Raw genomic sequence first — 26,921 nt, forward strand, 5'->3', positions numbered from 1 at the left:
AAGCATACGAGAAAATTCTACTTTTGACTTCTATTATTTTTTGGGGTGATTACCCCATAAAATATTTAAATTACGGTGCCCGGTTACTTGAGCGACTTCTTCAATAGAGTAGCCTTTTTCAAATAATCTACTTGCTCCTTCTCTTCTTAGATCATGATAACGTAAATCGGTTATTCCTAAATTATTACGTACTCGCTGAAAACCTACTGTTACGCTTCGCGAATTATAAGGGAATATTCGTTCATTATTTGATGGTTGTTTCTGAATTATGTCAAAAGCACCACCTAATAACGGCATAATCATATGGTTGCCTTCTTTTTTACGAGGATCTTTTCTATCTCGAACAATGATTGTTTTATGAATCTTGTTTAAGTCACCCCATCTTAGAGAACATACTTCGCCAATTCGCATGCATGTTAAAATACTAAATTCTAAGATATCTACAAAGGGGATTCGCCCTTTGCCGTTAGGTCGAAAACTTTGGCGTTCTAATAAGCCTTCGCGTAATTTATCTAGTTCGTTTTCAGTTGGACGCCTTGTGCGTTTATTGCTTTTCCCAATTAGCCTCATATCGATAAGAATTGGAACTGCCTCGTCAAAGATTTCAGGACTTGATTTAATATTAAATACGGGTAGTGATTTTTTCATTACTGATCGTAAATATGCAATATCATGATAAATAGTTTGTGGCTTTGTACCTACAGATTTGCGAAGGTTACAATGCTCAATGAGATCATTTGTTTTTAGTTTATCGCTTTCAATGTTTGCTATATTACAATCTCGAAGCATTTTTATAACATATTGCTTGGTACGCCCCGTATTATCCCATAAATTTCGATCTCCTATAAACTGATCGAGTAATTGACCAATTGAGGTTGTTTTATATTGTTTAATACCAAACTCTTCTAATTCTGAAGTCTTATTTTTTCCCCATGTTCTGGCAAGCTCTTTCCTTTTGAATGTCTTGGCTTCTCTGTGTATGATCGAACCATTCTTTTTTACTGTCACGGTTGCTTTGAAGCGAGCTTCACCATTCGCTAATGTGCGTGTTTGTATTGAAAAAGATGCCATTTGTCCTACTCCTATGAGGCGTACTTAAGGCGTACTGTAGAACGAAACTCAACGTAATTCAACGTAATTCAAGGCAATTGAGGCCGATAATAAAGTGAACAAAAACAATGATAAATACTGATATATCAAATGCTTACCCTACAAACCGCTTTTCTATTGCTCCGATGCTTGATTGGACTGATCAATATTGTCGTTACTTCCATCGTTTAATGAGTAAAAACACGCTGCTATATACTGAGATGGTAACTACGGGCGCGATTTTATACGGTAAGGGCGATTACTTACAAAGAGATGCGGCGGAGCATCCGGTGGCATTGCAGTTAGGTGGATCTGCACCTTTAGATTTAGCACAAGCTGCAAAGGCTGGCGCGGAACGTGGATTTGATGAGATTAACTTAAACGTGGGTTGTCCTTCTGACCGTGTACAAAACGGTCGCTTTGGCGCTTGCTTAATGGCGGAAGGTGAGTTGGTTGGTGATGCAGTGAAGGCTATGCGTGATGCCTGTGATTTACCTGTGACGGTAAAAACACGTATCGGTATTGATGATTTAGATTCCTATGAGTTTTTATGTGACTTTATAGAAAAGGTAAAAGCGCAAGGTTGTGATACTTTTATCATACATGCACGTAAAGCTTGGTTAAGTGGTTTAAGCCCAAAACAAAATCGCGATGTGCCACCGTTAGACTATGAGCGTGTTTATCAATTGAAACGTGATTTTCCTGAGTTAACCATTGCTATTAATGGCGGCATTAAAACCTTAGATGAGTGTAAAACTCACCTACAACACCTTGATGGGGTAATGCTAGGCCGTGAAGTTTATGCCAACCCTTATATTTTAAGTACAGTTGACCAACAGCTATTTGGCTGTGATAAAGTACCGTTAACACGCTTTCAAGTACTAGAAAAAATGTATCCATACATTGAAGCGCAACTGGCGCAGGGTGTACATTTGAATCGTGTGGCTCGTCATATGTTAGGATTATTTCAAGGCTTACCTGGTGCGCGCGCATGGCGACGTCATTTAAGTGAAAATGGCCATATTCCGGGTTCTGGTATTGAGGTAATGCAAAAAGCAGCATCATTTGTTCACGAAGAATAGGTATCAATATGAAAAAATACACTTTGTTATTTGTTACTATTATTGGTTTGCAGCTAGGGTTAGTAGGTTGTACAACACAACCAACACCTGTCGAGCAGCAATCACAGGAGTCTCAACGTTTACTGATGGTAAGCAGCGGTAATCCTTCTGATGTTTTACCTGCATTTGAGACATTTACATGGAGTGAAGACTATAACCGAGTGTTATCTGCTATTCCGGGTCATGATGATCAAGAGTCAAAAGCTTATATTCGTGAGCAAATCATCGAGTATATGGAAACAAAAGGGTATCGCTATGAACCTGATCCTGCTAAAGCAAATGTTGTGATTGGCTTTTTGTTTGCCTTAGAAGATGCGATTGCTGACCAAGAGATACAACAGCGCTTTGGTGTATTACCTGGTTTACAAAGAGCAACGGCGAATGATCCTCGTTACAAGAAGGGCTCTTTCATCTTAGCGGCTTTAGATAATCAAGAAAAAGTAATTTATTGGCGTTCTGCAGTGCAAGGTTTTGTTGATTTAGAGGAAGACCGAGCAGACTCTACGCGTATGCAAGCTATTCTAGGCATGATGCTAGGCGACTTTCCTATCGCAGGACATTAATGCTGACGGTTTGTTATTAAGTGCTTGTTGTAGCGCTTAGTATTAAATTATCCTGTTAAATTAAAAACCACACTCAGTGTGGTTTTTTGTTATTGGCGATTAGATATGCTTAGTTGCTATTTTTTCTTCCACATCAAACCCACTGTCCAATAAAAAAGCAGTTGTAGCCAGTAAATCAACTTCACTTACTTCCTGTAAATCATATCGTATGTGCGTGATGTTATCCGCACTTAAAGATTTTTGTATCTGTGTTAGTAGGTTTTTTCCTACGCCACGTCGACGTGTTAAGTCTCGCACTGTTAGCTGAGTTAAGGTTGCTTGTGAACCTTCAATACTGACTTTTGCAGCGCCAATATGACGGTCATTAAACATTGTCATATATAAGCGAGTTGTAGGCTCTGCTATTAACTTGCTGATTGCTTTCTCTGTTAATGCCGCTGGTGGTAAGTAGTCAGCATAAATTTTCTGTAAGTCTGTGAGTAATTGTGTTGATAGGGTGTTGGCTATAAAAACGGATAAACGCATGGATAATTCACTCTTTTTATTGAACTATTAAGGTTGTTGAATCTATATTTAGATCATTATTTTCTGGGGGTGGTGCTTTTTTAGCTGGTAATACAGCTTGTTGTTCCGTGATCAACTCGGTTAATGTAACTAGTTGAAATTGATTATCTGGTTGCTGTAAACGTTGTGATAAATAAGCCAGTGTTTCAGGATAAGGGTGACCAATAATAATGGTCATTGGGTGATGATGACTATGTTGTATTGCTTGTTGGAACTGCTTCTCCATGGCCGCTGGCGTGCGAATGTTATCTAAGAAGATGTTTCGCTTTACTAAAGGCAAACCTGCTAGCTTGGCTTGTTCTGCCGCGACACTCTTTGACGAGGTTAGGCTATCTACAAAAAATATTTCCTGTTTAAACAGATATTCCATCACCCATTGCATGGCTAATTTATTTTCTGTTAACAGGCTCCCCATATGATTATTGACTGCAATCGCATGAGGTAACTCTGCTAAAGCTGTATTTAATGTTGCCTGGAGTTGTGTTTTAGTCATGTTCTCTGTTAGCGCGCTCTCTCCTAATAAATGATTTTGGGAGTGAGCTTGCATTGGAATGTGTAACATTATGTCGCGCTGTTGCTGATGTGCTGCATTTGCCATTTTTTGTGCAAACGGGGTGAAAGGTAAAATAGCAAATGTAACGGGTGTTGGTAGTGCTAAAAAGTCTTTGTTATGGCGGTTGTAGCCGATATCATCGATGATGATCGCTATTTTCCCGGTATTAGCAAAGACGTTATGAACGTAACTAGCAAGTAAAAAAAAACAAAGCCATTTACTGCATTTTATCAGAGTAGGGTTCAATGTTTATTTACCTTCTCGATAACCATGGCAGTGGGTTTTGTGCTTTTCCTTTATGGCTTAATTCAAAATACAGACTGGTTCTATCTTGGCCACCACTGTGTCCCGCTAAGGCAATCGCCTCTCCTTTATAAACTCGGTCGCCAGCTTTATGAAGTAGCGTTTGGTTGTATCCGTAGAGGGTAATGTAATTATCGTTATGGTCTAGTGCGACCACCATTCCATAACCTTTAAAGTAACCTGCAAATAAAACCCGTCCTGCAGCAGCGGCTTGTACTTTTTCGCCTTCATTTGCAGAGATGAGCATGCCTTTCCATTTTACTTGGCTACTACGTGCGCCACCAAAATGGTTGAGTACTCGGCCGTTCACTGGCCATGCTAACTTACCCTTTTGAGAAGAAAACTTGGTGAGTGCTTGTTCTGCTCTTTTTTTCTCAGCAGCAGCGGCAGCAAGTTCCCTTGCTTTACGTGCTTCTCGTGCTTTACGTTCTTCTCTTGCTTTTTTTAAGCGTGCTTTTAATGCTTGCTCTGAACGGCTAAGTTCGGCTATTTTTTTATTCTGGTAGTTAATGTCTTTTTTTAATGCCTTAAGTGCACGGTCTCGTTTGGTTTTTTCTTGATTAACTATCTGTTGTGTTTTTCTTTGTTCGCTATGTAATTTTTTTAATGATTCGATGGTTTGAATCTGTTTCTTTTCATTATCTTCTAGTTCTTTTTGCGCTGACGCTAAGTCGTCGATACTGTCTAATCGCGCTTGATTGAGGTAGTCATAGTAACCTTTAGCGCGTGATAATTTGCTTAAATCTTCTTGATTAAGTAATAGTTTAAGTAAGTCATTTTCACCACTCATATAAGCGCTGGTTAGCTGTTGCTCTAAGAGTGATTGTTGTTTTCTTTTGTTGGCTTTTAATTGCGCGGTTTTGCTTTGTAAGGTGGCTAATGATGAGCGTGCTTTAGTGATCGCATTTTTAGTTTGATTTACTTTTAATGAGGCACTGGCAATCGCTTGTTCGCTTTGTGCTAGCTCTTTTTCAAGCTGCTTTTGTTGTTTTTCAATTTGTGCTTTGGTTTGTTTACTTTTAGTAATCTGCGTTTGCAAACTATTTAAATTAGCTGCGGTTGCATAGGGAGCACTTAACATCATGCTGAAGACGCATAAACAAAGTAATTTACGTAAGCGTTTTAGCTTGTTGTGATAAAGAGTATTACGTATCACTGTGATGTAGGGCCTTATAAACATATGATGGGTAGATGAAGTGTTAAAACATTATTTATAATAATTCAGGTGCCCGTTTAATGGGACACCTGAATCAGCGTATCAACAATAATTACTTAACAGTAATGATTGGTTGACCTGTCATCTCTTTTGGAATCTCTAATCCCATTAATGATAACATTGTTGGTGCGATATCACATAGACGACCACCTTCAGCAATTGTTGCTTCACGTCCCATGTAGATAAATGGTACTGGTAAGTTTGTATGTGCAGTGTGGATGCCGCCTGTATCAGGGTCAACCATTTGCTCTGCATTACCGTGGTCAGCTGTGATTAGACATTCACCGCCCACTTCTTGTAGGGCACTTACTACTTCACCGATGCACGAATCAACGGCTTCACATGCTTTCACTGCGGCTTCAAATACACCAGTGTGGCCTACCATGTCACCATTCGGGTAGTTACAAATGATAACGTCATACTCATCGCTCTTAATAGCGCCAACTAATTTTTCAGTTAGTTCAGCTGAGCTCATTTCTGGTTGTAGGTCATAAGTTGCTACTGCTGGAGAGCTAATTAGAGAACGTTGCTCACCTTCAAACTCATCTTCAACACCGCCGTTAAAGAAGAAAGTCACGTGTGCGTATTTTTCTGTTTCAGAGATACGTAATTGTGTTTTATCTTTCTTAGCTAACCATTCACCTAGCGTATTAGTAAGCTCTTCACTTGGGTAAGCTGCTGGTGCTTTAATGTCTGCTGCGTATTCAGTTAAAGTAGCGAAATGGATGCTTGGTACAACTGCACGCTCAAAGCCACTGAAGTTTTCATCTGTAAATGTGTATGTTAATTCACGCGCTCGGTCAGCACGGAAGTTTAAGAATAATACTGTATCACCTTCATTCATTGGTGCTGCTTCACCGATTACTGTTGCTTTCACAAACTCATCGTTTTCGTCACGTGCGTAAGCTGCTTCTAGACCTGCTTGTGCGCTATCAGCTGTGTATGCACCTTTTGCTGCCGTTAATACGTTGTATGCTTCTTCAACACGATCCCAACGATTATCACGGTCCATTGCAAAGTAACGACCTACTAAAGAAACAGTACGGCCTACGCCAAGCTCTTCATATTTTGCTTCGTATTTTGCTAGTGTATCTGCTGCGCTACGTGGTGGGGTATCACGTCCGTCTAAGAATGCGTGAACAAAAATCTTAGTCGCGCCGCGTTTTGCTGCTAGTTCGATCGCTGCTAGGATATGTTCATCGTGAGAGTGAACACCACCTGGTGAAGCCAAGCCCATGATATGTACTGCTTTATCTGCAGCAACGGCTTTATCTATCGCTTCAACAAAAACTGGGTTCTCGTAGAAGTCGCCATCTTGGATAGCTTTCGTTACTTTTGTTAAGCTTTGGTAAACAGTACGACCTGCACCGATATTAGTGTGGCCAACTTCTGAGTTACCCATTTGACCATCTGGCAAACCTACATCCATACCTGACGCTGAAATAAGGCCGTTTGCGTAGTCTTTGCATAGTTGATCAAGTACTGGTGTTTTAGCATTAGATACCGCGTTATCTGGTGTGTCTGCGCGATTTCCCCAGCCATCTAGAATTAATAAAACTAGTGGTTTTTTAGTCATTGTCATTTTAAACCTCTTTTAATGTCTTGGTATAATGTCCAAATTATCTCCACTTTGATTTTACAACATTTGTGCGTCTTGTCACTGAAAAAGCCTAGAGTTAGATCAAAGCAACTTTAAAATGGCCCTAAAAAAGCACATTTCATTTATTAATCTAAATCTCAAGGCTGATATTCTGTTTTTCACAGGGTATACTCAGGTTCAAATTTAACCTTTTATAAGAAGAAACAAGTTATGCAAGAGTATATGGATTTTATTTCTAACAACTTAATGTTATCTATTGCCTGGATAGTGATTGCAGTAATGCTATTAACGACCGTGTTTAAAGATAAATTTAGCAAGTTTAAAGGGATAAACCCTCAACAAGCGACTTTATTAATCAATAAAGAAGATGCTGTTGTTGTTGATGTTCGTACCGCTGAAGAGTTTAAAAAGGGTCATGTAGTAAACGCAAAAAACATTCCTTTATCACAAATCAATGAAGGCAAACTGAATATCATTGAAAATAAGAAAAACAACCCCATTATAGTTGTATGTGCAACAGGGGCGCGTTCTTCTGGAGCTGCCGCAAAACTAGTAACTGCTGGTTTTGAGAAAGTATATAGCTTATCACCAGGTATGAGTGGCTGGACTGCTGCAAATTTACCAACAACTAAGAAGTAAATAACTATGGCTACTATTACAATGTATACCACTCCATATTGCCCATACTGCCAACGCGCAAAGCAATTATTGGATCATAAGCAAGTTAGCTACGAAGAAATCGATGTATCTGATCGTTCACTTCGTCCTAATATGACAAAAATTACCGGTGGCACAACGGTTCCACAAATCATTATCAATGGTACACCGATTGGTGGCTGTGATGAATTATATGCACTAGAACGTGCTGAAAAACTTGATGAGCTATTAAGCTAGTTTATAAAACTCAATATTTAAATTTAAGGGAAGATCATGTCTGAGCAACAAGAACAACAAGTAGAATTCAACATCCAACGCATTTACGTTAAAGATATTTCTTTTGAATGCCCTAACTCACCTGAAGTATTCAAAAAAGAGTGGGCGCCTGAAGTTAAAATGGATATCGATACAAAATCGCAAAAGTTAGACGAAGGTGTATATGAAGTGACATTATCGTTAACTGCTACTGCAAGCGTAGATGGCGATGTTGCTTTCTTATGTGAAGTTCAACAAGCAGGTATTTTTGCTGTTTCACAACTTGAAGGCCAACAGCTGGCTCATTGTTTAAATGCATTTTGCCCAAATATTTTATTCCCATATGCGCGTGAAGCAGTTTCAAGTTTAGTTACACGTGGTACTTTCCCACAATTAAACTTAGCACCTGTAAACTTTGATGCTTTATTCCAACAAGCATTACAAAATAAAGAAGTTGAAGCTGAGCAGTTAAACTCTTAATTCGCAATTAGTCATTAGGATAACTCATGGAAAAAAACATCGCGATTTCAGTCTTAGGTGCAGGATCTTACGGTACTGCATTAGCTGTTTCATTGGCTCGCAATGGCCACCAAACATTAATTTGGGGACATCAAGCGGATCACATACAACGATTACAGACAGATCGCGAAAACAAAGGTTTTTTACCAGGGGTTACTTTTCCTGATGCATTGCAACCAGAATCTGATTTGGCCGCATGTGTGGCTGCAACAGATACTATTTTACTTGTGGTACCAAGCCATGTTTTTGGTTTAGTGTTATCACAAGTAAAACCTTTACTAAGACCAGGGCATCGTATTGCTTGGGCGACCAAAGGCTTAGAAGCTGAAACAGGTCGACTACTGCAAGAAGTGGCACGAGATATCGTTGGTGAGGATTACCCACTGGCTGTTATTTCAGGTCCAACTTTTGCGATGGAAGTGGCGAAAGGACTACCTACAGCAGTTGCTGTTGCAGGTACGAATATTGAATTTACCCAGCATATAGCTGATTTGTTCCATAATAAAAGTAACTTTAGAACTTATCTCTCAGACGATTTTACTGCCGTTCAATTAGGTGGCGCGGTTAAAAATGTTATTGCGATTGGTGCAGGTTTAGCTGATGGCCTAGGTTTTGGTGCGAATGCACGTACTGCATTAATTACCCGAGGTTTAGCAGAGCTAACTCGTTTAGGTACCGCTTTAGGTGCGACAGACTCATCTTTCATGGGGATGGCTGGATTAGGCGATCTGGTTTTAACTTGTACAGACAATCAATCTCGTAACCGTCGTTTTGGCTTAGCACTTGGTCAAGGTAAAGGGATAGAAGAAGCACAAGTTGAAATTGGTCAAGTTGTTGAAGGCTTCCGTAATACGGAAGAAGTATATAACTTAGCTAAACGCTCAAATATAGAAATGCCAATTTGTGAACAAATCTATTACGTTCTTTATCAAGGTAAAGCAGTAAAAGAAGCTGCAATGGACTTATTAGCAAGAAGCAAAAAAGGCGAATAATAACCTTAACTTACCATTTTGATAATTCTTATAGTGAGGGACTAACGTTATTTTGGCTTATGCTTAGTGATTTTAGCGTTGGTTTATAAGTTCTCATAAAAAAAGGCCTCATCAGAGGCCTTTTTTGTTATTTAAGAAGCGGCGTTTATGCTTCTTGTAAAATGTTTAGCATACGACGAAGTGGCTCTGCTGCACCCCATAGTAGTTGGTCACCAACAGTGAATGCACTGATGTACTCAGGACCCATCGCAAGTTTACGAATACGGCCAACAGGAATACTTAATGTACCTGTTACTTTCGCTGGAGATAGTTCAGAAACTGTAGCTTCGCGTTCATTCGGAATCACTTTAACCCACTCATTGTGAGATGCTAAGATTTTTTCAACTTCTTCAACAGACACATCTTTTTTCAGTTTGATAGTCATTGCTTGGCTATGACAACGCATTGCACCGATACGTACACATAAACCATCAATTGGTGTTTGCTTATCGCTAGTGCCTAAAATCTTGTTTGCTTCAACTTGTGCTTTCCATTCTTCTTTCGATTGACCAGAAGGCATAGGTACGTCAATCCATGGGATTAAGCTACCTGCTAGTGGTGCACCAAACTGTTCAGTTGGTAATGCATCACTACGGATGAAATCAGCAACTTGTTGGTCGATTTCTAAAATAGCAGAAGCTGGATCTTCAAGTTTATCTGCAACAGATGCTTCAATTGCACCCATTTGGCTGATTAGTTCACGCATGTTACGTGCACCTGCACCTGACGCTGCTTGGTAAGTTTGTGGCGCAACCCAATCAATTAGGTCTGCTTCAAATAAACCACCTAGTGCTAATAGCATCAGTGAAACGGTACAGTTACCGCCAACGTAAGTTTTAATGCCGTTAGTTAAACCTTGTTGAATCACATCTTTGTTTACTGGGTCTAATACGATGATGCTGTCATCTTTCATACGTAATGAAGAAGCGGCATCGATCCAGTAACCGTCCCAACCGCTTTCACGTAATGCTGGATAAACAGAGTTAGTGTAATCACCACCTTGACAGGTAATGATGATATCCATTTCAGATAGCGCTTCAATTGAAGAAGCATCTTTTAAAGTGTCGGTTGGTTTACCAACTTCAGGAGACGCAAGACCAACTTGTGAGGTGGTGAAAAATACAGGCTCAATCGTTGCAAAATCATTCTCTTCACGCATTCTTTGCATAAGAACAGATCCAACCATACCGCGCCAACCAACTAAACCCACTTTTTTCATGGTCTATATTTCCTTAAATTTAATAGTTTCAAATAAAACGATTAATCATTAATCGAGTACTGAATCTAACATTAGAGGTGTTATTAAGGCTAGTGATTTGATGATTTTCAGTTAAAAAATATCAATACTTACCTTGAACTTTAACATTGCTGCCAAATTATCAAGGTAAGTAGGTATCTTATTTACTCGTCATCATAAATAGTTGGGGTAGGTTGACGTTTATGTTGGGTGCGTAAGTAGATGGCAATTAACTTATCTTCGACTTCTTGTGAAACGGCTTTGCCTTCCAAAAAATCATCAATTTGATCGTAAGTCATACCTAGCGCGACTTCATCTTCAAGTTGTGGTTGGTCTTCTTCCAAATCAGCTGTTGGTGCTTTTTCAACTAATAAGCTTGGTGCACCTAGTTGTTTTGCTAATGCTCTTACTTGGCGTTTACTTAGGCCAAATAAAGGAGCTAAATCACATGCACCATCACCATGTTTGGTATAAAAACCTGTAATGTTTTCTGCGCTGTGATCAGTACCAACAACTAAACCGCCTGTTAAACCTGCAATCTCATATTGAGCAATCATACGCATACGCGCTTTTACATTGCCCTTAACAAAATCCAAGCTCACGCCATTTTTGATTTTTACTTGGCCATCTTGTAAAGCACTTAATGTACTTTCATGAATGCCATCAGCACCGCTTTGTACATTTACTGAGATACAGTTTGTTGGTTGAATAAAGCTCACTGCAAGTTGTGCTTCATCTTCATCTTTTTGTATTGCGTAAGGTAAGCGAACAGCAATAAATTGATATTCTTTGCTATTTTCTTGTTCATTTAATTCCTCTACTGCTAGCTGACATAGTCGTCCGGCAGTACTTGAATCAACGCCACCGCTGATGCCAAGAACGAGTGTTTTACAATAAGCATTTTTTAATGTTTTTTGGATGAAGCTAATACGTCGTTGAATTTCATTTTCTATATCAATATCTGCTAATACACGCATCTCTTGTAGTATTTTTTGTTTCATGACTTGGCCTATTGGTTGATAAAGTGGTGAGTTCTTATTAATGATTATGCAAAAAAGTAGCCATTTATTATAGTAAAAAATAACAGTGATACTTAGTTTGGATGTTTTTGAAGGTTGCAAACAGTGGGGAATATAAAAGAAAAAGGCAAAGAGTGTGTTATATATTAACTCACATCTATCGCACTTTTGTGGTGCGATCGCCTTAAATTAGTGCTAATGTAAAAAAAGTGTTTACCTTAAGGTATCATCATAAAATATTGTTTATAGTCGCTTTCAACGTCTGTAATCTATATTTTATATTTAACTAATTGTTTTTATATTAAATTTATCACAATTAGTTTTTACGTGTGACTAGGATTGTTGGCGTATCTTTTGCTTATGTAATGTATCAAAAAGAAGTAGTTTAAGTGGACAGGTCACTTTACTCAATACTACGATTAAAATTTAAATCAAAAAAAGGATTTTTTAAATGAAAAATAAACTCGGGAAACTCGTCGCAGCTTCTTCTCTGTTAGCGCTTTCTGCTGGTTTTGCAAATGCAGGCACTTTAGATGATATCAGTGAATCTGGTGAATTAAGAGCATGTTTCGATGCCGGTTATATGCCGTTTGAAATGAAAGCTAAAAACGGTCAGTTCATTGGTTTTGATGTTGACTTAGGTAAGTTAATGGCAAAACAAATGGAAGTGAAATACGTACCAGTTAATACTGCATGGGATGGTATTATTCCTGCGTTATTAACAGGTAAGTGTGACATTATTATGGCTGGTATGACGGTCAATGCAAAACGTAACATGCGTGTAAACTTTGCTGACCCATACATTACTGTTGGCCAATCTATTCTATTAAATCCAAAACACGAAGGTAAGGTACTTAGCTACAAAGACCTAAATAGCGAAGAGTTTACTATTGCTGCTAAATTAGGTACTTCTGGCGAGCAAGTGATTAAAAAAATGTTGTCTAAAGCAACATACAATGCATTCGAAACACAAACAGATGCTGCATTAGAAGTAGTTAATGGTAAAGCAGATGCCATGATTTACGATATGCCATTTATCTCAATTTATGCCGCTCAGTCAAAAGGTAAAACAACTTCAATTCTTGAACCATTCACATATGAACCACTAGGTTGGGCTGTTAAACAAGGCGATCCAGATATGTTGAATTTCCTTAACAACTTCCTTAGACAGATTAAAGGCGATGGTGATTACCAACGTATTTATGATAAATGGTTTAAAAGTGATGCTTGGTTAAGTCAAGTTCAGTAATCTTTTTAACAACTCCCCTATAAAACCAGAGCATACCTCTGGTTTTTTCTTTTTTGTTTTTGGTGAATTTAATGAACAAAAAAACGAATAATTTAAAATGGCATTTGCTATTTATTTTTACAATCGGCCTTATCTCTGCTGGTGTTTATGTTGCCTCTCAAAGCATAAATTACAAATGGCAATGGCATTTAGTTTGGCCTTATATTATTGATACATCGCCAATGGATATTATTGCGCAAGGCGATGCGACAGCAAGTGTGGATGCAGCAGGAACGCTTACCTTAACTTATGATAATGGGGATCCAGATACGGTTATCTCTAATGCAAGTCAATTGCTTGTGTCTGAAGGTGATTTTATTTACGAGGGTGATCAAATTGCTCGTGTTGATAGTGTGCGATCCGGTCTTTTATTAGACGGTCTATATATGACCCTTAAGATCTCTGTTATCTCTTTATTATTTTCAATTGCTATTGGTTTAATAACGGCCTTAATGCGGATATCGGCTAACCCATTCTTTAAAAACCTAGCTATCTTATACATTGAAATAATTCGTGGGACCCCCTTACTGGTACAAATATTTATCGTTTACTTCTTCTTAGGGACGGTATTTGATTTAGATAAGTTTACAGCAGGTGTGGTTGCGCTATCTGTCTTTACAGGTGCTTATGTAGCTGAGATTTTACGTTCAGGTATTCAATCTATCTCAGTTGGGCAAATGGAAGCGGCTCGTTCATTAGGCATGACTTATCCTAAAGCAATGATTTATGTCATTTTACCGCAAGCTTTTCGACGCACATTACCGCCGATGGCTGGACAACTGATTACTTTGATCAAAGATTCTTCACTTGTTTCTGTTATTTCAATTACTGATTTAACTAAAGCGGGAAGGGAAGTAGTTAGTGGTAGTTTTGCTACCTTTGAGGTTTGGTTTACAGTGGCAGTATTGTACTTGTTACTAACATCAACTTTATCTTGGGTAATTCAACGTATTGAGAAGAGGTTAGCAAGCAATGACTAACAAAAATTATACTGGTGACGATATTGTCGTGACCAAAAATATTGATAAAATTTACCCTAATGGATGCCACGCATTAAAGAATGTTACGACTAATATTAAGCGCGGCGAAGTGGTCGTTATTATCGGTCCTTCTGGCTCAGGTAAATCAACTTATTTACGTACTTTAAACCAATTAGAAACTATCACTAGTGGCAGTATCATGGTTGATGGTGTGACTATGTATGATGAAGGTACCAATATAAATACATTACGAGAAAATATAGGAATGGTATTTCAATCATTTAATTTATTTCCTCATTTATCTGTTAAAGAAAACGTTATGTTGGCGCCATTAAAAGTATCTAATCGCTCTAAAGTTGAAGTGGAAGAAGAAGCTGAAACGTTATTAACACGTGTTGGTCTTGCTGAAAAAATTAATATTTATCCAACTCAACTTTCAGGCGGGCAGCAACAAAGGGTGGCGATAGCACGTGCTTTAGCAATGAAACCTGATGTTATGCTATTTGATGAACCTACATCTGCGCTTGATCCAGAAATGGTGGGTGAAGTATTAGATGTAATGAAGTCTTTAGCAGCGGAAGGGATGACCATGGTTGTTGTAACCCATGAAATGGGTTTTGCTAATGAAGTGGCTGATCGTGTTTTATTTATGGAAGAGGGGGAGTTATTAGTCGACGATATCCCTGAAAATATATTTGGAACAGTTGCTAATCACCCAAGGCTACAAAAGTTCTTATCTAATATTTTATAATACTTTTCTAAGAAGAAAGTTGTTACTTTTTTGTACCGTGATTCACGATCCTAGTAACAACTTTCTTAAAACGCATCTCTTCTTGTATTGTTCTGTATTATTTTTTATACGTTCTTATATAAAATTCCGTTAAACTGCTGATATTTTTTATCTCAATGAAGGTTATTACTATGTCTTTAAGTGTTGTTATTCTTGCTGCCGGTAAAGGTACTCGTATGCGTTCTCTGTTACCTAAGGTGTTACATAAAATTGCTGACAAGCCAATGGTTCAGCATGTAATTGACACAGTAAAAGGTATTGGCTCTGACAATCTACACCTTATTTATGGTCACGGTGGCGATATGATGAAGCAGAATATTTCAGATAATGCGCTAAATTGGATTGAACAAACAGAGCAACTAGGCACTGGCCATGCAATGCAAATGGCATTACCTTACTTTAAGAAAGATGAAAAAATATTAATTGTTTATGGGGATGTTCCTTTACTCTCTGAGAAAACATTACAAAATTTAGTCGCGGTACAACCTGAAGGTGGTATTGGCTTATTAACGATTAAATTAGATGATCCAACAGGCTATGGACGTATCGAACGCAATAACGGACAAGTTGTTGGTATTGTTGAGCAAAAAGATGCTAATCCAGAGCAATTAGCAATTAACGAAGTTAATACCGGTATTTTAGTGGCTGATGCAGCTGCTTTGAACCGCTGGTTACCTGCTTTATCAAATGATAATGCGGCAGGTGAGTTTTATTTAACGGATATTATCCAGATGGCTTATCAAGAAGGGCTATCTATTGAAACTGTTCAACCAGAAAATGCATTCGAAGTGGAAGGGGTGAATAATCGCCTACAACTTGCTAATTTAGAGCGAGCATATCAAGCAGACAAAGCAAACCAGTTATTATTAAGTGGTGTAATGCTGCGTGACCCAAGTCGTTTTGACCTTCGTGGTGAATTAACTTGCGGTCAAGATGTTGATATCGATATCAATGTGATTATCGAAGGGAAAGTGACGCTAGGTAATGGTGTAAAAATTGGTGCTGGCTGTATCTTAACTAATTGTTCGATTGCTGATCATACTGAGATTAAAGCTCATTCTATTATCGAAGGGGCTGAGATTGGGCAACGTGTATCAATTGGACCACTGGCACGTATTCGTCCTGATACTGTGATTGCTAACGAAGTTCATATTGGTAACTTTGTGGAAGTGAAGAAGTCGTCATTAGGTGAAGGAACTAAATGTGGGCATTTGAGTTACATTGGTGATAGCAAAGTTGGTAGTGGTGTTAATGTTGGTGCTGGTGTGATCACGTGTAATTATGACGGTGCGAATAAACATCAAACGATTATTGGTGATGATGTGTTTGTTGGTAGTGATTGTCAAATCGTTGCTCCTGTGATCATTGGTAATGGTGCGACAACAGGCGCAGGTACTACGATAGTGAATGATGTACCTGATAATGCATTATGTGTATCACGTACTAAGCAACGTAATATTGAAGGTTGGCAACGACCAGTTAAAAAGAAATAATACGATTCAATAAATACTAAAAGGCCGCTAATGTAAGTTAGCGGCCTTTTTTATGACTATTAGATATAAAAAAAGGAGGCTTAAGCCTCCTTCGTTTTAATACTAATTAGATTAGCATTTTTTAAGGTTTAATGGGCGTTTACATACTTGAACATTTTTTAAATGCGTTAGTGTTTCAGCTGGCATACCTTTTGGTAACTCGATAGTTGAGTGATCGTTGTTTAAACGAATATCACCGATAAAGCGGCTATTGATATTTGCTTCGTTAGCGATTGCACCTACGATATTTTTCACTTGTACACCATGCTCACGACCTACATCTAAACGGAACATTTCTAGTTCAACGTCAGTAGGGCGGCCACGGCCACGAGGCTTATCTTCACTACGATTGTTACGCTCACCACGTGAACGGTCATTTCGGTCATTACGATCACGACGAGGGCGATCACCACGAGAGAATTCACGATCATTGCTACGTGGTTCTACGAATTTTTCTTCTACTGGTTGTAATGGTTTTTCTTTTTGAGCAAGTAATAATAATGCTGCAGCAAGATCTAACTCATCAATTTCAGTATTGTTTTTAACTTGTTCGAATAAATCACGGAAGAATGTTAAATCTTCGCTTTCACAAGTTGTAAATAATTGTTTTTGGAAGTTATCAATACGTGTTTGTGTTACTTCATCACGTGTTGGTAGGTCCATAATAGTAATTGGTTGGCGAGTTGCACGTTCAATTGCTTGTAATAAACGACGCTCACGTGGTGCAGCAAATAAGATTGCTTTACCTGTACGACCAGCACGACCAGTACGACCTATACGGTGAACGTAAGATTCAGTATCAGTTGGGATATCGTAGTTAACTACTAAGCTGATACGCTCAACATCAAGACCACGTGCAGCAACATCTGTAGCAACTAGAATGTCTAGGCTACCTGATTTAAGGCGGGCAATTGCACGCTCACGTGTTTGTTGGTTCATATCACCGTTTAGTGCAGCACTGCGGTAACCACGTGCTTCTAAACGCTCTGCTAATTCAACCGTTGCTGTTTTAGTACGAGCAAAGATGATTACACCATCAAACTCTTCAGTTTCTAGCATACGTGTTAATGCGTCTAATTTGTTAACGCCACGTACAATCCAACATTTTTGTTCGATGTTTGAAACTGTTGATGTTTTAGCTTTAATCTTAACTTCTGTTGGGTTGTTCATGTAACGCTTAGTAATGCGTTTAATTTGATCAGGCATAGTTGCAGAGAAAAGAGCTGTTTGACGCTTTTCTGGCATCTCTTTCATGATCGTTTCAACGTCATCAATGAAACCCATACGTAACATTTCATCTGCTTCATCTAATACTAATGCTTGCAAGTTTGAAAGGTCTAGTGTTTTACGTTTCAAGTGGTCCATGATACGACCAGGTGTACCAACAACAACTTGTGGTCCACGTGCTAATTGTTTGAACTGGATATTGTAGCTTTGGCCACCGTAGATAGGCATTACGTGGAAGCCACGTAGATGACGAGAATACGATTGGAATGCTTCTGCTACTTGGATTGCTAATTCACGTGTTGGTGCTAGAACCAATACTTGTGGATGGTTTTTAGACACATCGATGTTAGCTAATAGTGGTAATGCGAATGCCGCTGTTTTACCCGTACCTGTTTGTGCAAGACCTAATACATCTTCACCTCTTAATAGGTGTGGGATAGTTTGTGCTTGAATTGGAGACGGTGATTCGTAACCCATTTCAGTTACAACTTTTACGATTGATTCTGGTAAGTTTAGATCTTGAAAAGTTGGTCCTGCTTGTTGATTTTCTGACTCTGACATAAGTGGCCTCTTGAGTTTATAAAGTGCTGCACATTGCTCGAATGTGCGTTAAATTCAGCCTATACCTACATCAGCCTAACAATTTAATATTGTTAAACGTGGTCCATTAACTTTTCGCGAAATCAATCCGCGTAGTAGGTTTTACTCTGAATATTTTGCTTCGCTTAGATGGATCCTATTGCGAGGGAGGCGCATTCTACTGCATTTGTTTATAAAATGCCCGCTTTATTTTGACAAACTCCACACTTTTGAAGAGAAAGTGTCCCTATAGCGCATTTTTTATTGCTTTGCTTAATTTTGTTAGTTTTATTTTATTTAGTTTTGTTTTAACTTGGGTTATAACTACGCCCGATGATACATTGGACTTTTTTTGGGTGAAGTATGTTAAAAACAGGAAAACTATCGGTAATGCAAGGTGTTGCAATGCTCGTCTCTGCTTTATTGGGCTCTGGCGTATTCATTATCCCTGCTATTGCCGCACAAATCTCTGGTAGTTGGTCATTGTTGGCATGGGCTATTATGGGATTATTGATTGTTCCGATTGTTTTTACGTTTGCTCAATTAGGTAAGTATTACCCACATGCTGGCGGTACTGCCTATTATGTACAACAAGCATTTGGTGAGCGTAGTTCCCGACTCGTGAGTTGGTTGTTTATTTGGGTGGTTGCATTAGGCACTCCTGTTATTGCTATGACCGCAGCTAACTTCTTACAAAATGCGTTAATAGAAGCTCAGTTGTTTTCGCAGGGCGTTGATCATAGAGCCCTGATTGCCATTAGTATATTAGGGTTGGTGTTTGTGATTAACTTATTAGGGTTAAAAACAGCTGCTAGTATCCAATCTATATTAAGTGTCGTGATTGTAAGTACGCTCTTATTCTCTTCTATTGATAGTCAACTTAATCAGCCCTTTGTTTTACCGACTTCTGAATTTAACTTAGGTGACGTTGCCTTAACTGCGACATTCATTCTTTGGTGTTTCTTAGGGATAGAAGCAATTACACATATTGCCGATGATTTTAAGAACCCTGAGCGAGACTTTCCTCTGACCATCTTTATCGGTATTTCAATTACCTTGATTGTTTACGGTCTAATTAGCATTAGTTTGTTACAGATGGGTTTTTATGGCGATCAAGAAAGCAATCTTAATTCAGTCGTACATCTAGTGGAATCAAGTTTAGGACATAAAGGTTATATTCTCGTTAATTTAGTTGGCTTCTTTACCTGCTTCATTTCAGTAAGCTTATATTTTGTTGGTTTTTCTCGTTTATTACAAAGTATGGCAAAACAGCAGCAAATTCATTCTGCATTCTCACGCTTGAATAAGCATGGTGTTGCTTTCTTAGGACTGAGCTTTGCTATTTTGCTGTGTTTTAGCATGTTAGTTATTAGTCAGTATCTTAATTTACAAATAGATAACTTAATTGCTTATGCAAATGGATTGTTTATTTTAATTTATTTAGCGGCGGGTATTGCTGGTGTTAAATTATTAAAAGGTAAAGGGAAGTGGATTGCAGGCTTGGCTAGCTTAACTTGTGCAACTTTATTTATTGCGCTTGGTAAAGAAATGATTTTTGCTGTGTTATTGACGTTAATTTTGTCAGGATATTATGCGGTTATTTATAAATCTCATAACCGCATCAAATAAGTAGGCTTATTTATAGAAAGAGTGATCGCCCTGTGCGTGTTCCGTAACATCGCGAACCGCATTTAATTCACCAGAGAACTCTTCTAGTAATTCTTTTTCAATGCCTTCTTTTAATGTTAGATCAACTTGTGAACAACCATTACAGCCTCCACCAAATTCAATAACAGCAACATTATCTTCTGTTACTTCAATTAGCTTAATGAAACCGCCATGGCTTGCTAATTGTGGGTTTATTTGAATTTGTATCACATATTCAACACGCTCAATTAATGGCGCATCTGCGTTTACTTTACGCATTTTTGCATTCGGTGCTTTTAATGTTAGCTGTGTACCTGTTTCTTCTTCTACTAGGTCAACAAAAGCTTCTTCTAAGAAAGGTAAGCTGACTTCATCAACTAAAGCATCAAATGCGTCAAAAGTTAATCTTGTATCACTAGCTTCAACCGCTTCTGGTGGGCAGTAAGATACACCACATTCTGCTTTTGGTGTTCCTGGGTTGATAACAAAAACTCGAATGTTAGTGCCATCTTTTTGTGGCTCTAGTAGTTTTGCAAAGTGCGCTTGTGCAGCTGGAGTAATTTCGATCATGTTCAACCTTTATGCTTGAGTAATTTACTCGAACATTATAACGAGAATTGCAGGTATTAAAAAGCAAAGAGTGAAGTTGTCATCAATAATAAAGAAATAAGCACTGGCAAAATCTTTGTTTGTTAAGCTTAATCTAACTCTGTTCGGCTGATGCACCAAACATCTACCCGCTTTATATTCGCCTCTAACAAACACTTACATAAGCTATTAATCGTCGCACCTGTGGTAACAACATCATCTATCAACACAATATACTTACCCTGTAGTTGTATTTTGCTATCAGGGCTAATGGAAAAAGCATTATTTAAATTACTTGCGCGTTGTGGACGTGTTAGCCCTTCTTGAGCATTAGTAAATTTATTACGCGTGATTAAAGGAGGACAGGGTACTGTAATAGGTAAGTGTTGAATTAATGCATCGCAAATCAGTTGTGCTTGATTAAAGCCGCGCTTTCTTAATTTTTTGCTATGTAAAGGAACCGCTATCACATAGTCAATTGTTAATAACTCCATTGCGCTATAACGTTGTTTTATTGAATCAGCGAGTAATAAACCTAAGAGGTCAGCATTCAGAAGTTGATTGTCATACTTTAATTGTTTGATTAGCTCAGGAAATGGAGATTGATACCCTGCAATAGCGTGCAGTTGTTGAAATTCAAAGCTGTGTTTAATACATTCACCACAAAAATTTTGTGTTGTTGCTAGTCCACAGCCACAATGCAAACAGCAAGGACGAGGCATTAACATTGTCTCGTAACAATAACGGCATATAAGTGACTGTTCGCTTGGTAAATTACATAATAAGCAATGGTTCGGTAAACAACCTTCGAGTAGTATTTGATGTAATTTAGTCAATCGTTGAAGAAATCTAATCAAATGATGCCCTATTATCTATTGAGGTTAATGTGAGTATAGAACAAGTTAAAGAAGAGCAAGGTGGTTATGCCACAATAGGAAAAGGAAAGAATTTAATTTTAGTACCGGGCTGGGGCATGAGTAGTGCAATTTGGCAGCCAGTACTAGAAAAGCTGAGCCAACATTATTGTGTTTATTTAGTGGATTTACCTGGCTTGGCGAATCAGCAAAGTCTTGAGGATTATTCATTAGAAAATATTGCAGCAACTTTACTTGATAAATTACCAAAGAATGCCGTTTGGTGTGGCTGGTCATTAGGCGGGTTAATCGCGACCTATATTAGTTATGCCTTTCCCGAACGTGTGGATAAGTTAATTCAAGTATGTGCTGCATTAAAATTTGTTGAAGAAGACTCATGGTTAGGCGTAAAAGGGCAGGTTTTTGAGCAATTTAAACAAGAGGTGATCAAGCAGCCTGAAAAAGTATTAAACCGCTTTATCTCTTTACAAGCTATGGGAAGCGAAACGGTAAAAGATGACATTGTTACTATCAAGTCACTGTTAAAAAATAGTCCTCAACCAAATCAATCGGCTTTGATCTCAGGTTTAGGTTTATTAAAAGAGGTTGATTTACGTAGCGAGTTTAGTGAATTAACCTTACCTTGCTTAACGATTTTTGGTGAGAAGGATACTTTAGTGCCAGTCAATAATGCTTCGGAAGTGGCAAAGTTAAGTTGTCATGCTCAGCAATATATTTTTAATAAATCAGCACATGCTCCTTTTATTAGCGAACCTGATCTATTTGTGAGTACAATGGTGAGTTTTATTGAGGATCAAGGCTGAGAGTAATTCAGCCTTCAGTCGTAAAAGCAGTAAAAATAAGCCATATTAATCAATATGGCTTATTTTATTGTTGTTATCTAATGCGTTTGGCAACTACCGCTGCTACAACAGTCACTTTCTGGTTTAGCGCTGTGTACATGTCCATGAGATAATTCTTCAGCTGTTGCTGAACGAACAGATACCACTTCACCAACAAATTGTAGTGACATACCTGCTAATGGGTGGTTAGCGTCAATGCTTACATTTTCTTCAGTAACACCCGTCACTTCTACTGTACGAGGACCTTGTTCTGTTTCTGCTTGGAATGACATACCAACTTCAATTTCATCCACCCCCTCAAATAAAGAGCGAGGTACTTCTTGAACCAATGCTTCTTGGAAAGGACCGTAAGCATCTTCAGCTTCTAGGGTAACATCAAATTTATAGCCAGCTTCTTTCCCTTCTAACTCTTTCTCTAAGCCTGGTACTAAATATTGAGTTCCTTGAATAAACTCCAGTGGGCTGCCATTTTCAGTACTGTCTAATGGGTTACCATCTACCTCAGCAACACCAAAGTGAATCGCTACAACTGCATTCTTTTCAATTTTCATTATTAACTCTCTTATTCTTTATCTTGCTCAGATGGATCAAAAACACCAATTATTTGTTCAAATTGACGTGTCGCTGATTTGGCCTGAGTAGGCGTTTGTACTTGTGTGTAATCACAAGCTACGCAGGTTAATGTCTCAACTGCGTTTTCTATTGTCAACGCAATACTGTCGATTGTTTTACATTTCGGGCATTCTGCTCCAGCAATGAAGCGTTTTTTATTTTTAGATACTGACATAGTTCAATCACAAATAGCAAAAAGTACATCATCATAAACAAATTGGCTTTCATTTTCAGTAATAATGGCTCAACTTTGCAAAGTTCGTTATCATCGTCCCTTAATTTACCTGATTAATACTGAGACTCTGAATTTATGATTGTTGCAACTAATATAGAATTTATCCGTGGCGGGAAGCCTTTACTTGAAAATGCCAGTGCAACAATTAACCCAAAGCAAAAAGTAGGGTTAGTAGGGGCTAATGGCTGTGGTAAATCAAGCTTCTTCACACTACTTAAGCAACAACACCAAGTTGATGCGGGTGAGTTAACCATTCCTCATCACTGGCGCTTGGCGAGTGTTGCACAGGAAACGCCTGCATTAGATATGAATGCGTTGCAATATGTTATCGATGGCGATCATGAGTTTCGCGCACTACAGGCTAAATTAAAACAAGCTGAAGAAGCGGATGATGGAACAAAAATAGCTGAAATGCATATCCTATTAGATAATGCCGGTGGTTATACCATTGAATCTCGTGCAGCGGAATTATTAGCGGGTCTTGGATTTACTGAGCAAGCACAGGGTCGTCCAGTGAGTGATTTTTCAGGTGGCTGGCGTATGCGACTCAACTTAGCCCAAGCGCTACTTTGTCCTTCTGACTTATTATTACTTGATGAACCTACCAACCATTTAGATTTAGATGCGGTGATTTGGTTAGAGAAATGGCTGCATCAATATCAAGGAACATTAATCCTCATTTCCCATGACCGAGATTTTATCGATAGCATTGTGGATAAGATTATTCACATTGAACAAAATAAATTGTTTGAATACACGGGTAACTACACCAGTTTTGAACGTCAACGTGCTGAAAAACTAGTACAGCAACAGTCTTCCTATGAAAAGCAACAGGCGCAAATGGATCATATGCAGAGTTATATTGATCGTTTCCGTTATAAAGCGAATAAAGCGAAGCAAGCGCAAAGCCGTATTAAAGCACTTGAAAAGATGGAGCAAATCTTACCTGCACACGTAGATAACCAATTTAGCTTTTCATTTAGAGAGCCTGAAGTATTGCCAATGCCGTTATTAACTTTAGATCAAGTGAGTGCTGGTTACGATGATCTGCTGATCCTAGATAAAATAGAGTTAAATCTCGTACCTGGCAGTCGTATTGGTTTATTGGGACGTAATGGAGCCGGTAAGTCTACATTGATCAAATTACTTTCTGATCAAATGAAGCCTAAGTCAGGTAAGTTAGAGATAAACACCAATGCGAGGGTAGGTTACTTTGCTCAGCATCAATTAGAGTTTTTAAACTTAGATGAAAGCCCAATGCAGCATTTAGCGCGTTTAGCACCAGATGAAAAAGAGTTACCACTGCGTAATTTCTTAGGTAGCTTTGGTTTTCAGGGCGATAAAGCATTTGATCTTGTTGGTCCATTTTCAGGCGGAGAGAAGGCACGTTTAGTGTTGGCCTTGTTAGTATGGCAAAAACCTAACTTACTTTTACTCGATGAGCCAACCAACCACTTAGATTTAGAAATGCGTCATGCGCTAACGGTTGCATTACAAGCATTCGAAGGGGCAATGGTGGTTGTATCGCATGATCGACACTTACTACGTACAACAATCGATGATCTTTACTTAGTACATGATAAAAAAGTACAACCGTTTTCTGGTGACTTAGATGATTACCATCAATGGTTATCTGATCAACAACGTTTGGAAAAGCAAGCAGAACAAGGTGCTGAAAAGGTGGTATCAGTTAGTGCTAATCGAAAAGATCAAAAAAGATTAGAAGCTGAATTTAGGAAAAAACTAACGCCGTTCAAAAAACAATTAAGCACCGCTGAAAAAGCAATGGACACTGCTTCTGAGCGTTTAACTGAAATTGAGCAACAGCTGAGCGAAAGCGAATTATACGAGCAAGAAAACAAAAAGAAATTGACAGATTTATTGAAAGAACAAGGCGAAGTAAAAGAGCTTTTGGAAGAAAATGAAATGCTTTGGATGGAAGCGCAGGAGCAGATTGAAACCCTGCAATCTGAATTCGAGGGTTGAGTTTTAGGCGCAGCTTCGCCATACTCTGTGCGCAATGATTCACCAATACATGAAATAAAAAGGGATTAAAATGAGTTTTGAAGCAAATGAATATTTCGATGGTAACGTTAAATCAATCGCATTCCAAAGTGAAACATTACCTGCAACAGTAGGTGTAATGGAAGTTGGTGAGTACACATTCGGTACTAGTGCTTACGAATACATGACTGTAGTAAGCGGTAGCTTAACAGTACGTTTAGTTGATACAACTGAATGGATAACTTATAAAGCAGGTGAAACATTTGAAGTAGAAGCAAACTCAAGCTTTGATGTTAAAGTTGTTGTTCAAACTGCTTACCTTTGCTTATACAAAGCATAAAGTTTACTAAGGTAAACGAATAATAATAGATTAAGGAGCTTAGGCTCCTTTTTTAATCACTATTGAAAATATAAAGCAATAAATAGCTTTTCTCTTTTACTATAATTGTTACTGAGTTAACAAAACATCTTCTAATTTATATATTTAACAACTTGTCACTCATATCTTCCGAGAAGATCACAATTTATAATACAATATTATTATAATTTACTGCCTGCGATTTATTACTCAAAAATATTATCTATTATAGATAAGCAGGTACTCTAATGAAAAAAGTATATTTAAGTGCGATCATTGCCACTCTGCTGGTGGGCTGTGCAAATACAGAATCAATATCAAATAATCAGGCGGCTTATGCAACAGGGAAGGTCGCTAATGCAACGACACCTTTACCAGCAACTGCAAATACTACAGCACTAATGGCTAAATTAGATCCTAATAAAGCGCCATCGCAAAATTTTGACCTGACTAAATGGAAAATCAATATTCCTATGGAAGATGACAAACCTAACCGAGCAGGTAAAGTCATGGAAATTTCGGCACAACAACTAGGCAGTACCACAGATCCTTATACACATCCCGATTGGTTCTATACCGATGCAACAACAGGTGCAATGGTGTTTGCCACACCGAATAAAGCGATGACAACTCCAAATAGTAAAAATGCACGCAGTGAATTACGAGCAATGCTAGCAACCTCTTATAAAGATCCAAAAAATAATTTTGCTATCACGGCCAACCCTGATGCTGCTTCTTATGGTTCAATTGGTGGTGAGTTATCTGCAACCTTATCGGTAGATTGGGTTAGTACAAGTGGTAATGCAGATAAGAATGGTGCTTTTTCAACTGTGATAGGACAAATTCATGGTTCAACAAACGAACCATTAAAAATTGTATATCGTAAATTACCAAATCATCAATACGGTTCTTTGTATTGGCGTTATGAAATAAATGCGACAGGCGATAATTATTCAAAGCGTAAAGATATTTATCATAATGTATTTGGTGCATATGATTTACGTGATGGATCCGCAGAGCCAACAGATGGCATTAAACTAGGTGAAGTGTTTTCTTATAATGTAAATGTACAAAACAATATTATGCATTTAACGTTTGTTAAAAACATTGGTGAAGAAAATGAGGAAATCAAAACGGCTGAGATAGATTTATCACAACCTCATTATCAGGGTAATGAATATGATGAAGGTTATGCTAATGATTGGATGTACTTTAAAGCAGGGAACTATAACCAATGTAATGTTGGATCTTCTCAATGTACAAACAATGGTGTTGATGCAGGAGACTATGCAAAAGTAAGTTTTTACGAACTAACCTTGGATCAATAAACTAACTGATATAACCATTAATGCCTTTCATTTGTGTGAAAGGCATTTTTTTATAGGTTTTATTACTATTTACCAGGCTTATATTTGTCGAAATAAAGCATTAATAGGCTTAACTCACTAAAAACATAAGATCTTAAGATCATCTTTATTCAGTTGATCTTGTCATTTAAAGCTTAAATAACCGTATTTTTGCTTGGAATATACACGTTTTGATGGTTAATTGAGCACTCGAACGCTTTTTTGCAAATAATCATAATAAAACGCTTGCTTACCTTCTCAAGATCCCTATAATGCGCATCCACAGACACG

27 protein-coding genes are annotated in these 26,921 nt (G+C 38.1%); 15 read left to right on the forward strand and 12 right to left on the reverse strand.

The window, feature by feature from the left end; translation table 11 throughout:
• Positions 1 to 33: 33 nt before the first annotated feature.
• Positions 34 to 1,071, reverse strand: a complete 1,038-nt coding sequence (locus V6256_RS11345; protein ID WP_341598328.1) for a site-specific integrase — start codon at positions 1,069 to 1,071, stop codon at positions 34 to 36.
• 107 nt (positions 1,072 to 1,178) lie between these two features.
• On the opposite strand from V6256_RS11345, the gene dusA reads away from it, so the two are divergent.
• Together dusA and V6256_RS11355 are read left to right on the forward strand one after the other, a co-directional pair.
• The gene (dusA, locus tag V6256_RS11350; RefSeq protein WP_341598329.1) at positions 1,179 to 2,171 is read left to right on the forward strand and encodes a tRNA dihydrouridine(20/20a) synthase DusA; all 993 of its coding nucleotides are present in this window, start codon (positions 1,179 to 1,181) and stop codon (positions 2,169 to 2,171) included.
• Positions 2,172 to 2,179: 8 nt separating this feature from the next.
• Entirely contained in the window at positions 2,180 to 2,773 is a 594-nt protein-coding gene (locus V6256_RS11355; RefSeq protein ID WP_341598330.1) for a DUF4136 domain-containing protein, read from the forward strand.
• Between the two features lie 99 nt (positions 2,774 to 2,872).
• Here V6256_RS11355 and panM read toward each other — a convergent pair whose 3' ends face one another.
• The 4 genes from panM to gpmM form a co-directional block, all read right to left on the reverse strand.
• Positions 2,873 to 3,298, reverse strand: a complete 426-nt coding sequence (gene panM / locus V6256_RS11360; RefSeq protein ID WP_341598331.1) for an aspartate 1-decarboxylase autocleavage activator PanM — start codon at positions 3,296 to 3,298, stop codon at positions 2,873 to 2,875.
• Positions 3,299 to 3,314: 16 nt separating this feature from the next.
• Entirely contained in the window at positions 3,315 to 4,136 is an 822-nt protein-coding gene (locus V6256_RS11365) for a divergent polysaccharide deacetylase family protein (protein WP_341598332.1), read from the reverse strand.
• Positions 4,137 to 4,143: 7 nt separating this feature from the next.
• Complete coding sequence (locus V6256_RS11370) at positions 4,144 to 5,349, reverse strand: murein hydrolase activator EnvC family protein (protein WP_341598333.1); 1,206 nt, start codon at positions 5,347 to 5,349, stop codon at positions 4,144 to 4,146.
• Positions 5,350 to 5,461: 112 nt separating this feature from the next.
• Positions 5,462 to 6,991, reverse strand: a complete 1,530-nt coding sequence (gene gpmM / locus V6256_RS11375) for a 2,3-bisphosphoglycerate-independent phosphoglycerate mutase (RefSeq protein ID WP_341598334.1) — start codon at positions 6,989 to 6,991, stop codon at positions 5,462 to 5,464.
• Between the two features lie 228 nt (positions 6,992 to 7,219).
• Between gpmM and V6256_RS11380 the strand changes: the two genes are divergently transcribed.
• The 4 genes from V6256_RS11380 to gpsA are packed head-to-tail and all read left to right on the forward strand — an operon-like array spanning position 7,220 to position 9,432.
• A complete protein-coding gene (locus V6256_RS11380; protein WP_341598335.1) occupies positions 7,220 to 7,648 on the forward strand; it encodes a rhodanese-like domain-containing protein in 429 nt (142 codons plus the stop codon).
• Positions 7,649 to 7,654: 6 nt separating this feature from the next.
• Entirely contained in the window at positions 7,655 to 7,903 is a 249-nt protein-coding gene (gene grxC / locus V6256_RS11385; RefSeq protein WP_341598336.1) for a glutaredoxin 3, read from the forward strand.
• A 36-nt stretch (positions 7,904 to 7,939) separates the two neighbouring features.
• Positions 7,940 to 8,401, forward strand: a complete 462-nt coding sequence (secB, locus tag V6256_RS11390) for a protein-export chaperone SecB (protein ID WP_341598337.1) — start codon at positions 7,940 to 7,942, stop codon at positions 8,399 to 8,401.
• 26 nt (positions 8,402 to 8,427) lie between these two features.
• On the forward strand, positions 8,428 to 9,432 hold the full coding sequence (gpsA, locus tag V6256_RS11395) for an NAD(P)H-dependent glycerol-3-phosphate dehydrogenase (RefSeq protein ID WP_341598338.1): 1,005 nt from the start codon (positions 8,428 to 8,430) through the stop codon (positions 9,430 to 9,432).
• A 145-nt stretch (positions 9,433 to 9,577) separates the two neighbouring features.
• Here gpsA and asd read toward each other — a convergent pair whose 3' ends face one another.
• Positions 9,578 to 10,690 carry an aspartate-semialdehyde dehydrogenase gene (gene asd, locus V6256_RS11400; protein WP_341598339.1) on the reverse strand — a complete coding sequence of 371 codons (1,113 nt, stop codon included), beginning with the start codon at positions 10,688 to 10,690 and terminating at the stop codon, positions 9,578 to 9,580.
• A 182-nt stretch (positions 10,691 to 10,872) separates the two neighbouring features.
• Positions 10,873 to 11,709, reverse strand: a complete 837-nt coding sequence (gene nadE / locus V6256_RS11405; RefSeq protein ID WP_341598340.1) for an ammonia-dependent NAD(+) synthetase — start codon at positions 11,707 to 11,709, stop codon at positions 10,873 to 10,875.
• 469 nt (positions 11,710 to 12,178) lie between these two features.
• Here nadE and V6256_RS11410 point away from each other — a divergent pair, with 469 nt between their 5' ends.
• The 4 genes from V6256_RS11410 to glmU all read left to right on the forward strand — a co-directional run bounded on the left by V6256_RS11410 (position 12,179) and on the right by glmU (position 16,278).
• The gene (locus V6256_RS11410) at positions 12,179 to 12,976 is read left to right on the forward strand and encodes a transporter substrate-binding domain-containing protein (protein WP_341598341.1); all 798 of its coding nucleotides are present in this window, start codon (positions 12,179 to 12,181) and stop codon (positions 12,974 to 12,976) included.
• A gap of 71 nt (positions 12,977 to 13,047) precedes the next feature.
• Positions 13,048 to 13,995, forward strand: coding sequence for an amino acid ABC transporter permease (locus V6256_RS11415; RefSeq protein WP_341598342.1), 948 nt, complete (start codon positions 13,048 to 13,050; stop codon positions 13,993 to 13,995).
• On the forward strand, positions 13,988 to 14,746 hold the full coding sequence (locus V6256_RS11420) for an amino acid ABC transporter ATP-binding protein (RefSeq protein WP_341598343.1): 759 nt from the start codon (positions 13,988 to 13,990) through the stop codon (positions 14,744 to 14,746). Before V6256_RS11415 ends, V6256_RS11420 begins: the two co-directional genes overlap by 8 nt.
• 170 nt (positions 14,747 to 14,916) lie before the next feature.
• Entirely contained in the window at positions 14,917 to 16,278 is a 1,362-nt protein-coding gene (gene glmU, locus V6256_RS11425; RefSeq protein ID WP_341598344.1) for a bifunctional UDP-N-acetylglucosamine diphosphorylase/glucosamine-1-phosphate N-acetyltransferase GlmU, read from the forward strand.
• A gap of 111 nt (positions 16,279 to 16,389) precedes the next feature.
• Here glmU and V6256_RS11430 read toward each other — a convergent pair whose 3' ends face one another.
• Positions 16,390 to 18,105, reverse strand: coding sequence for a DEAD/DEAH box helicase (locus V6256_RS11430; protein ID WP_341598345.1), 1,716 nt, complete (start codon positions 18,103 to 18,105; stop codon positions 16,390 to 16,392).
• 381 nt (positions 18,106 to 18,486) lie between these two features.
• Here V6256_RS11430 and yjeH point away from each other — a divergent pair, with 381 nt between their 5' ends.
• Positions 18,487 to 19,752, forward strand: coding sequence for an L-methionine/branched-chain amino acid transporter (gene yjeH / locus V6256_RS11435; protein WP_341598346.1), 1,266 nt, complete (start codon positions 18,487 to 18,489; stop codon positions 19,750 to 19,752).
• A gap of 6 nt (positions 19,753 to 19,758) precedes the next feature.
• On the opposite strand, the gene nfuA is transcribed toward yjeH, so the two are convergent.
• Both nfuA and V6256_RS11445 read right to left on the reverse strand, forming a co-directional pair.
• Positions 19,759 to 20,340, reverse strand: coding sequence for a Fe-S biogenesis protein NfuA (gene nfuA, locus V6256_RS11440; RefSeq protein WP_341598347.1), 582 nt, complete (start codon positions 20,338 to 20,340; stop codon positions 19,759 to 19,761).
• Positions 20,341 to 20,468: 128 nt separating this feature from the next.
• The gene (locus V6256_RS11445) at positions 20,469 to 21,215 is read right to left on the reverse strand and encodes a ComF family protein (RefSeq protein WP_341598348.1); all 747 of its coding nucleotides are present in this window, start codon (positions 21,213 to 21,215) and stop codon (positions 20,469 to 20,471) included.
• Between the two features lie 29 nt (positions 21,216 to 21,244).
• Between V6256_RS11445 and bioH the strand changes: the two genes are divergently transcribed.
• A complete protein-coding gene (bioH, locus tag V6256_RS11450) occupies positions 21,245 to 22,036 on the forward strand; it encodes a pimeloyl-ACP methyl ester esterase BioH (protein ID WP_341598349.1) in 792 nt (263 codons plus the stop codon).
• A 77-nt stretch (positions 22,037 to 22,113) separates the two neighbouring features.
• Here bioH and V6256_RS11455 read toward each other — a convergent pair whose 3' ends face one another.
• Together V6256_RS11455 and V6256_RS11460 are read right to left on the reverse strand one after the other, a co-directional pair.
• Positions 22,114 to 22,626 carry an FKBP-type peptidyl-prolyl cis-trans isomerase gene (locus tag V6256_RS11455; RefSeq protein ID WP_341598350.1) on the reverse strand — a complete coding sequence of 171 codons (513 nt, stop codon included), beginning with the start codon at positions 22,624 to 22,626 and terminating at the stop codon, positions 22,114 to 22,116.
• An 11-nt stretch (positions 22,627 to 22,637) separates the two neighbouring features.
• On the reverse strand, positions 22,638 to 22,862 hold the full coding sequence (locus V6256_RS11460; protein WP_341598351.1) for a YheV family putative zinc ribbon protein: 225 nt from the start codon (positions 22,860 to 22,862) through the stop codon (positions 22,638 to 22,640).
• Between the two features lie 135 nt (positions 22,863 to 22,997).
• Between V6256_RS11460 and V6256_RS11465 the strand changes: the two genes are divergently transcribed.
• From V6256_RS11465 to V6256_RS11475, 3 genes are all read left to right on the forward strand, one after another.
• Entirely contained in the window at positions 22,998 to 24,908 is a 1,911-nt protein-coding gene (locus tag V6256_RS11465) for an ABC transporter ATP-binding protein (RefSeq protein WP_341598352.1), read from the forward strand.
• A gap of 70 nt (positions 24,909 to 24,978) precedes the next feature.
• Complete coding sequence (ppnP, locus tag V6256_RS11470) at positions 24,979 to 25,266, forward strand: pyrimidine/purine nucleoside phosphorylase (protein ID WP_341598353.1); 288 nt, start codon at positions 24,979 to 24,981, stop codon at positions 25,264 to 25,266.
• A 266-nt stretch (positions 25,267 to 25,532) separates the two neighbouring features.
• Positions 25,533 to 26,612 (forward strand): polysaccharide lyase family 7 protein, encoded by a 1,080-nt coding sequence (locus V6256_RS11475; protein WP_341598354.1) that lies wholly within the window; start codon positions 25,533 to 25,535, stop codon positions 26,610 to 26,612.
• Positions 26,613 to 26,921: the final 309 nt, after the last annotated feature.

Source organism: Psychromonas aquatilis (assembly GCF_038155185.1).
Classification (GTDB): Bacteria; Pseudomonadota; Gammaproteobacteria; order Enterobacterales; family Psychromonadaceae; genus Psychromonas; species Psychromonas aquatilis.

What these genes read in the sequence shown, in the direction of transcription:
- nfuA (WP_341598347.1), bottom strand. Translation starts at nt 20,340, where the DNA reads ATGATCGAAATTACTCCAGCTGCACAAGCGCACTTTGCAAAACTACTA.
- V6256_RS11380 (WP_341598335.1), top strand. Translation starts at nt 7,220, where the DNA reads ATGCAAGAGTATATGGATTTTATTTCTAACAACTTAATGTTATCTATT.
- panM (WP_341598331.1), bottom strand. Translation starts at nt 3,298, where the DNA reads ATGCGTTTATCCGTTTTTATAGCCAACACCCTATCAACACAATTACTC.
- grxC (WP_341598336.1), top strand. Translation starts at nt 7,655, where the DNA reads ATGGCTACTATTACAATGTATACCACTCCATATTGCCCATACTGCCAA.
- glmU (WP_341598344.1), top strand. Translation starts at nt 14,917, where the DNA reads ATGTCTTTAAGTGTTGTTATTCTTGCTGCCGGTAAAGGTACTCGTATG.
- V6256_RS11430 (WP_341598345.1), bottom strand. Translation starts at nt 18,105, where the DNA reads ATGTCAGAGTCAGAAAATCAACAAGCAGGACCAACTTTTCAAGATCTA.
- V6256_RS11460 (WP_341598351.1), bottom strand. Translation starts at nt 22,862, where the DNA reads ATGTCAGTATCTAAAAATAAAAAACGCTTCATTGCTGGAGCAGAATGC.
- secB (WP_341598337.1), top strand. Translation starts at nt 7,940, where the DNA reads ATGTCTGAGCAACAAGAACAACAAGTAGAATTCAACATCCAACGCATT.
- gpsA (WP_341598338.1), top strand. Translation starts at nt 8,428, where the DNA reads ATGGAAAAAAACATCGCGATTTCAGTCTTAGGTGCAGGATCTTACGGT.
- gpmM (WP_341598334.1), bottom strand. Translation starts at nt 6,991, where the DNA reads ATGACAATGACTAAAAAACCACTAGTTTTATTAATTCTAGATGGCTGG.
- ppnP (WP_341598353.1), top strand. Translation starts at nt 24,979, where the DNA reads ATGAGTTTTGAAGCAAATGAATATTTCGATGGTAACGTTAAATCAATC.
- V6256_RS11410 (WP_341598341.1), top strand. Translation starts at nt 12,179, where the DNA reads ATGAAAAATAAACTCGGGAAACTCGTCGCAGCTTCTTCTCTGTTAGCG.
- dusA (WP_341598329.1), top strand. Translation starts at nt 1,179, where the DNA reads ATGATAAATACTGATATATCAAATGCTTACCCTACAAACCGCTTTTCT.
- V6256_RS11455 (WP_341598350.1), bottom strand. Translation starts at nt 22,626, where the DNA reads ATGAAAATTGAAAAGAATGCAGTTGTAGCGATTCACTTTGGTGTTGCT.
- V6256_RS11420 (WP_341598343.1), top strand. Translation starts at nt 13,988, where the DNA reads ATGACTAACAAAAATTATACTGGTGACGATATTGTCGTGACCAAAAAT.
- V6256_RS11415 (WP_341598342.1), top strand. Translation starts at nt 13,048, where the DNA reads ATGAACAAAAAAACGAATAATTTAAAATGGCATTTGCTATTTATTTTT.
- V6256_RS11345 (WP_341598328.1), bottom strand. Translation starts at nt 1,071, where the DNA reads ATGGCATCTTTTTCAATACAAACACGCACATTAGCGAATGGTGAAGCT.
- nadE (WP_341598340.1), bottom strand. Translation starts at nt 11,709, where the DNA reads ATGAAACAAAAAATACTACAAGAGATGCGTGTATTAGCAGATATTGAT.
- V6256_RS11465 (WP_341598352.1), top strand. Translation starts at nt 22,998, where the DNA reads ATGATTGTTGCAACTAATATAGAATTTATCCGTGGCGGGAAGCCTTTA.
- yjeH (WP_341598346.1), top strand. Translation starts at nt 18,487, where the DNA reads ATGTTAAAAACAGGAAAACTATCGGTAATGCAAGGTGTTGCAATGCTC.
- V6256_RS11355 (WP_341598330.1), top strand. Translation starts at nt 2,180, where the DNA reads ATGAAAAAATACACTTTGTTATTTGTTACTATTATTGGTTTGCAGCTA.
- V6256_RS11475 (WP_341598354.1), top strand. Translation starts at nt 25,533, where the DNA reads ATGAAAAAAGTATATTTAAGTGCGATCATTGCCACTCTGCTGGTGGGC.
- asd (WP_341598339.1), bottom strand. Translation starts at nt 10,690, where the DNA reads ATGAAAAAAGTGGGTTTAGTTGGTTGGCGCGGTATGGTTGGATCTGTT.